The 6,363-nt window shown below is 72.1% G+C and carries 4 protein-coding genes; all 4 read right to left on the bottom strand.

What is annotated here, in order from left to right:
• Nucleotides 1–375: 375 nt before the first annotated feature.
• Nucleotides 376–2,400, bottom strand: a complete 2,025-nt coding sequence (gene rho, locus ACWEN3_RS10540; protein ID WP_452968234.1) for a transcription termination factor Rho — start codon at nt 2,398–2,400, stop codon at nt 376–378.
• Between the two features lie 404 nt (nt 2,401–2,804).
• Nucleotides 2,805–3,722 carry a homoserine kinase gene (gene thrB, locus ACWEN3_RS10535; RefSeq protein ID WP_452968232.1) on the bottom strand — a complete coding sequence of 306 codons (918 nt, stop codon included), beginning with the start codon at nt 3,720–3,722 and terminating at the stop codon, nt 2,805–2,807.
• Nucleotides 3,723–3,989: 267 nt separating this feature from the next.
• A complete protein-coding gene (thrC, locus tag ACWEN3_RS10530) occupies nt 3,990–5,048 on the bottom strand; it encodes a threonine synthase (protein WP_452968230.1) in 1,059 nt (352 codons plus the stop codon).
• A gap of 6 nt (nt 5,049–5,054) precedes the next feature.
• On the bottom strand, nt 5,055–6,347 hold the full coding sequence (locus tag ACWEN3_RS10525) for a homoserine dehydrogenase (RefSeq protein ID WP_452968228.1): 1,293 nt from the start codon (nt 6,345–6,347) through the stop codon (nt 5,055–5,057).
• Nucleotides 6,348–6,363 lie beyond the last annotated feature (16 nt).

Below are 6,363 nucleotides of genomic sequence, written 5' to 3'. Positions count from 1 at the left end.
GGCGCCGCTGCGCTGCGTCGCCGGCGCGCCGGCGCGCGCGGCACCGGCCACGCGCTTCTCCAGCGTGGCCTGCGACGGCTGCGCGACGACCGGCTTGGCCGTGGGCTGCGGCAGCGCGGTGGCCGCGCCGGCGGACGTCGTCATCAGCGCGGCGGTCACGGCGCGGCGGCGACCGCCGCGGCGCCGAGGGGCAGGCCGCCGCGTATCCGGCGTCTGTGCCGCCCAGGCAGGGCTGTGGGCAAGAGAGGTCCCCCCAGGGAGAGATGAGAAGGAGGGGGCGCGTGAGGCACCCCGTACCCCTCAGCGCCGAAAGGCCGCCCCTCGTCACTGCTGGACGAGGGGCGGCCTGGGCACTGCCCGAGGGAAAACGGACCGTCAGTCTCCGTTGCCCGGAGTCGGCGTGGTCTTCTGGATCTGCATCAGGAACTCGATGTTCGACTTGGTCTGCTTCATCTTGTCGAGGAGCAGCTCGATCGCCTGCTGCTGGTCGAGCGCGTGCAGCACCCGGCGCAGCTTCCAGACGATGCCCAGCTCCTCGGCACCGAGCAGGATCTCCTCCTTGCGGGTGCCGGACGCGTCGACGTCCACCGCGGGGAAGATGCGCTTGTCGGCGAGCTTCCGGTCGAGCTTGAGCTCCATGTTGCCGGTGCCCTTGAACTCCTCGAAGATCACCTCGTCCATGCGGGACCCGGTGTCCACCAGGGCGGTGGCGAGGATGGTCAGCGAGCCGCCGTCCTCGATGTTGCGCGCCGCGCCGAAGAACCGCTTCGGCGGGTACAGCGCGGTGGAGTCGACACCACCGGACAGGATGCGGCCGGAGGCCGGCGCGGCCAGGTTGTAGGCCCGGCCCAGACGCGTGATGGAGTCGAGCAGCACGACCACGTCGTGACCCAGCTCCACGAGGCGCTTGGCGCGCTCGATGGCCAGCTCGGCGACCGTGGTGTGGTCCTCGGCCGGACGGTCGAAGGTCGAGGAGATGACCTCGCCCTTCACCGACCGCTGCATGTCGGTGACCTCTTCCGGACGCTCGTCGACGAGGACGACCATCAGGTGGCACTCGGGGTTGTTGTGCGTGATCGCGTTGGCGATCGCCTGCATGATCATGGTCTTGCCGGTCTTCGGCGGGGCCACGATCAGACCGCGCTGGCCCTTACCGATCGGCGAGACCAGGTCGATGATGCGGGTGGTGAGCACGCCCGGGTCCGTCTCCAGGCGGAGGCGGTCCTGCGGGTAGAGCGGGGTCAGCTTGTTGAACTCCGGGCGGCCACGGCCGTGTTCGGGCGCCATGCCGTTGACGGAGTCGAGGCGGACCAGCGCGTTGAACTTCTCGCGGCGCTCGCCCTCCTTCGGCTGACGGACCGCGCCGGTGACGTGGTCGCCCTTGCGCAGGCCGTTCTTGCGGACCTGGGCGAGGGAGACGTACACGTCGTTCGGGCCCGGCAGGTAGCCGGAGGTCCGGATGAAGGCGTAGTTGTCGAGGATGTCCAGGATGCCCGCGACGGGGATCAGGACGTCGTCCTCGGCGACCTGCGGCTCGGCGATGTCGTCGCGGCCACGGCGGCCACGGCGGTCGCGGTAACGGCCACGCCGGCCACGGCGGCCGCCCTCGAAGTCGTCGTCGTCCTGCGGGCCGCTGCTGCGGTCCTGACGGCCGCCGCCCTGCTGCTGGCCCTGCTGCTGACGGTCCTGACGGCCGCCGCCCTGCTGGTCGTCGCCCTTGCCGCGCCGGTCACGGTCACGGTCGCGGCCGCGCTCACGGCGGTCACGGCGGCCACGGCCGTCGCCGTCACCGGCGTCGCCCTTGGCCTCGCCCTGCTGGGCCGGGTTGGCGGCGGCGTCGGCCTTCGCCTCGCCCTTCGCCTCGGCGGCGACGGTCTCGGCGCCGCTCGCGGTGGGGCTGCCGGCCTCGGCGGTGGCGCGGCGGCGGCGCCGCTCGGCCGGGGCGTCGTCTCCCCCACGCTCGGCCTCGCCCGCGCGGGCGGTGCCGCCGGCCGGCTGGCCGGGAATCTCGATCTGCTGCTGGGCCACGGCCTTCTCGGCGGCCGCCTCGGTCTTGGCCTCCGCCTTCTTCTCGGCGGCGTCCTCGCCGGTGCGGGCCTTGGAGGTGGCCCGGCGCTTCGGCTTGGTCTCGGTGGCGGCCTCGGCCTTCGCGGCCGGGGCACCGCCGGAGGCCTGCGCCTCCTTGATGACCTCGATCAGCTGGCTCTTGCGCATCCGCGCGGTGCCCCTGATGCCGAGGCCCGAGGCGACCTGCTGCAGCTCGGCCAGCACCATGCCCTCGAGGCCGGTACCGCGGCGCCGCCGGGAGCCGGCACCGGTGGCAGGCGCGGAGGCGTCCGTGGCGGGCGCGGCAGCGGTCTCCTCGACACGTGCGCCCATCAGATCGGTGGTGTCGCTCACGAAGGGTCCTTCCCTGGAGCGGACGTCGGCCTGTCTGGCTCGGCGACCGGTTGTGCTGTCCGGCTACGGTCCTGTCTTCGGTGAACCGTGCCGGGGCGGTGGTCCGCCAAAGCGGCGGAAGAGAGTTGCTGGTGATGGCGCTTCCGCGAGTCGTGGCACCCAGTGTCACGTGGCGTGGTAGCACCGATTCCGGAGCGTCCCCGGCGGCCGGCTCAGCGCCCGCATACGACGTACTGCCCAGGTACGCCGCAAGGGACGCGGAGTGGCGTGGGAGGCTCCCGGAAGAATGTCTGTCCCGGACGGGGACACGAGGCACCTCGCCATGGTGGGGTCGGGTGCAGACTTGAGGTTAACACTACCGGATCCAACAAACATTCCCCCTCTCCAAATCCGGCAACCGTGTGTCAGGACGCAAGCGGCAGCACGCTCGCTCCCTGCACGTCCAGGTTCAGCCGGTTGGCGGCCCAGTCGGCGCCGGCCAGGGCCTCCACCTTGTCGGCGGTCCCGGCGTCGGCGAGGGCCATGACGGTGGGCCCGGCGCCCGAGATGACGGCCGGGATCCCGTCGGCCCGCAGCCGCTCCACCAGCGCGGCGCTCTCCGGCATGGCCGGCGCCCGGTACTCCTGGTGGAGGCGGTCCTCGGTGGCGGGCAGCAGCAGCTCGGGGCGCCTGGTGAGGGCCTCGACGAGCAGGGCGGCACGGCCCGCGTTGGTGGCGGCGTCGACATGCGGCACGCTGCGCGGCAGCAGACCGCGGGCGGTCTCGGTCAGCACCGGCTTCCCGGGCACGAAAACCACCGGAACGATGGAATCGTTCGGCTCCATCCTGATCGCACGGGCGGCGCCGGCCTCCATCCAGGACAGGGTGAATCCGCCGAGCAGACAGGCGGCCACGTTGTCGGGGTGGCCCTCGATCTCGGTGGCCAGCTCCAGCAGCGCGGCGTCGTCGAGGCGGGCCTCGCCGCCTATGGTCACGGCGCGCGCGGCGACGATGCCGGCGCAGATCGCGGCGGAGGAGGAGCCGAGGCCGCGGCCGTGCGGGATGCGGTTGGCGCAGACGATCTCCAGGCCCCGGGGCTGCCCGCCCAGCAGGTCGAAGGCGGTGCGCAGGGAGCGGACCAGGAGGTGGCTCTCGTCACGCGGGAGGGTCTCGCTGCCCTCGCCCGCGATGTCGATGTGCAGCCCGGAGTCGGCCACCCGGACGACGACGTCGTCGTAGAGCCCCAGCGCGAGGCCCAGGGCGTCGAAGCCCGGGCCGAGATTGGCGCTGGTGGCGGGAACGCGCACCCGGACGGCGGCGGCGCGGAAGGCTGGACCGGCCATCGCTCGAAGACTCTCCTTGAGCTGCGTGACTGTCGAATGACGCTCGATGGATCCGATGGTCACTCGGTGGACTTCCGATGACGTACGAAGACCCGTCGGGCCGCGGAGACGACGCGGCCCCGTGCCACACGCAGGGCATATGCGGTAGGCGGGTTCAGTACAGCCTATCGAAGGAAGGTTCTGCGGCGACATAGGGCGCACAGGAGGCGCACGATGCGTGTCGCAAGCCCCCTGTGCACCCGCCCCGGGGATGCCCCCGGCGGCCGATCAGGCCAGGCCGAGGCGCTCCGCCGCGGTGGCCGCGTCGACCGGCACGGTGACCGGCTGCGGGGCGCCGGCGACGGCCCAGTCGGGGTCCTTCAGACCGTTGCCGGTGACGGTGCACACGATGCGCTGGCCCGGGTCGACCTTCCCCTGCTCGGCCGCCTTGAGCAGACCGGCGACGGAGGCGGCGGAGGCGGGCTCCACGAAGACGCCCTCCTGCGCGGCCAACAGGCGGTAGGCGCGCAGGATTTCACGGTCCGTCACCTCGTCGATGGCGCCGCCGGACTCGTCCCGCGCCCGCAGCGCGAACTGCCAGGAGGCCGGGTTGCCGATCCGGATGGCGGTGGCGATGGTCGACGGGTCCTTGACCACCTCGCCCCGCACGATCGGCGCGCTGCCGGAGGCCTGGAAGCCCCACATCCGCGGGGTCCGGGTGGCGATGCCGTCGGCGGCGTACTCCTGGTAGCCCTTCCAGTAGGCGGTGATGTTGCCCGCGTTGCCCACCGGGAGGACATGGATGTCGGGCGCGTCGCCGAGCATGTCCACGATCTCGAAGGCCGCCGTCTTCTGCCCCTCGATGCGCACCGGGTTCACCGAATTGACCAGCGCCACCGGGTAGTTGTCGCTCAGATTGCGGGCGAGCGTGAGGCAGTCGTCGAAGTTGCCGTCGACCTGGAGGATCTTCGCGCCGTGCACGAGGGCCTGGCCCATCTTGCCGAGCGCGATCTTGCCCTGCGGCACGAGCACGGCGGAGACCATGCCGGCCCGTACGGCGTACGCGGCGGCCGAGGCGGAGGTGTTGCCGGTGGAGGCGCAGATGACGGCCTTGGCCCCCTCCTCCTTCGCCCTGGAGATCGCCATCGTCATGCCGCGGTCCTTGAAGGACCCGGTCGGGTTGGCGCCCTCGACCTTGAGGTGGACCTCGCAGCCGGTGCGCTCGGAGAGCACCTGCGCGGGCACGAGGGGCGTTCCCCCCTCGCGGAGCGTCACGACCGGCGTGGTGTCGGATACCGGCAGCCGGTCCCGGTACTCCTCGATGATTCCGCGCCACTGGTGGGTCATTGCTGGTTACTCTCCTTCAACCCGCATGATGCTGGCGACACCCCGCACGGTGTCGAGCTTGCGCAGCGCCTCGACGGTCCCGGACAGGGAGGCGTCGGAGGCCCGGTGGGTGACGACGACGAGGGACGCCTCGCCGTCCTTGCCCTGCTGCCGAACCGTATCGATGGAAACCCCGTGCTCGGCGAAGACGGTGGCGACCTGGGCGAGCACACCCGGTTTGTCCGCCACGTCCAGGCTGATGTGGTAGCGCGTGACCACGTCGCCCATCGGGGAGACGGGCAGCGCGGCGTAGGCCGACTCGCCGGGCCCGGTCGAGCCGCTGAGCCGGTTGCGGCAGACGGCGACGAGGTCGCCGAGGACGGCGGAGGCGGTCGGGGCGCCACCGGCGCCGGGGCCGTAGAACATCAGCTGCCCGGCGGCGTCCGACTCGACGAAGACCGCGTTGTACGCGCCGCGCACGGAGGCGAGCGGGTGGCTGAGCGGAATCATGGCGGGGTGCACGCGCGCGGTGACCGACGCGCCGTCCTTGGAGCGCTCGCAGATGGCGAGCAGCTTGATGGTGCAGCCCATCTCCTTGGCCGAGCGGAAGTCGGCGGCGGTGACCTCGGTCATGCCCTCGCGGTAGACGTCGTCGAGGCGCACGCGCGTGTGGAAGGCGATCCCGGCGAGGATGGCGGCCTTGGCGGCGGCGTCGAAGCCCTCGACGTCGGCGGTCGGGTCGGCCTCCGCGTACCCGAGCGCGGTGGCCTCGTCGAGGGCCTCCTGGTAGCCCGCCCCGGTGGAGTCCATCTTGTCGAGGATGAAGTTGGTGGTCCCGTTGACGATGCCGAGCACCCGGTTGACCTTGTCGCCGGCGAGGGACTCGCGCAGCGGACGGATCAGCGGGATGGCGCCGGCGACCGAGGCCTCGTAGTACAGGTCCCTGCCGTGCTCCTCGGCGGCGGCGTGCAGCGCGGCGCCGTCCTGGGCGAGCAGGGCCTTGTTGGCGGAGACGACCGACGCGCCGTGCTCGAGGGCGGTGGTGATGAGCGAACGGGCGGGCTCGATGCCGCCGATCACCTCGACGACCACGTCGATGTCCCCGCGTTTGACGAGGGCGGTGGCGTCGGTGGTGACGAGTTCCGCCGGGATGCCCTCACGGACCTTCGCGGGACGCCGTACGGCGACCCCCGCGAGCTCCACCGGAGCGCCGATCCTGGCGGCGAGGTCGTCGGCGTGCGTCGTCATGATGCGCGCCACCTCTGAGCCGACCACTCCACAGCCCAGCAGCGCCACCTTCAGCGGACGCGTACGCATCATCCGACCTCGTTTCCTC

This window comes from Streptomyces sp. NPDC004561 (genome assembly GCF_053602155.1).
This window is presented reverse-complemented; position numbering and strand designations above follow the sequence as displayed.

Excerpts from the sequence above, each read along its gene's own strand:
- thrB (WP_452968232.1), bottom strand. The coding sequence starts at position 3,722 with ATGGCCGGTCCAGCCTTCCGCGCCGCCGCCGTCCGGGTGCGCGTTCCC.
- thrC (WP_452968230.1), bottom strand. The coding sequence starts at position 5,048 with ATGACCCACCAGTGGCGCGGAATCATCGAGGAGTACCGGGACCGGCTG.
- ACWEN3_RS10525 (WP_452968228.1), bottom strand. The coding sequence starts at position 6,347 with ATGATGCGTACGCGTCCGCTGAAGGTGGCGCTGCTGGGCTGTGGAGTG.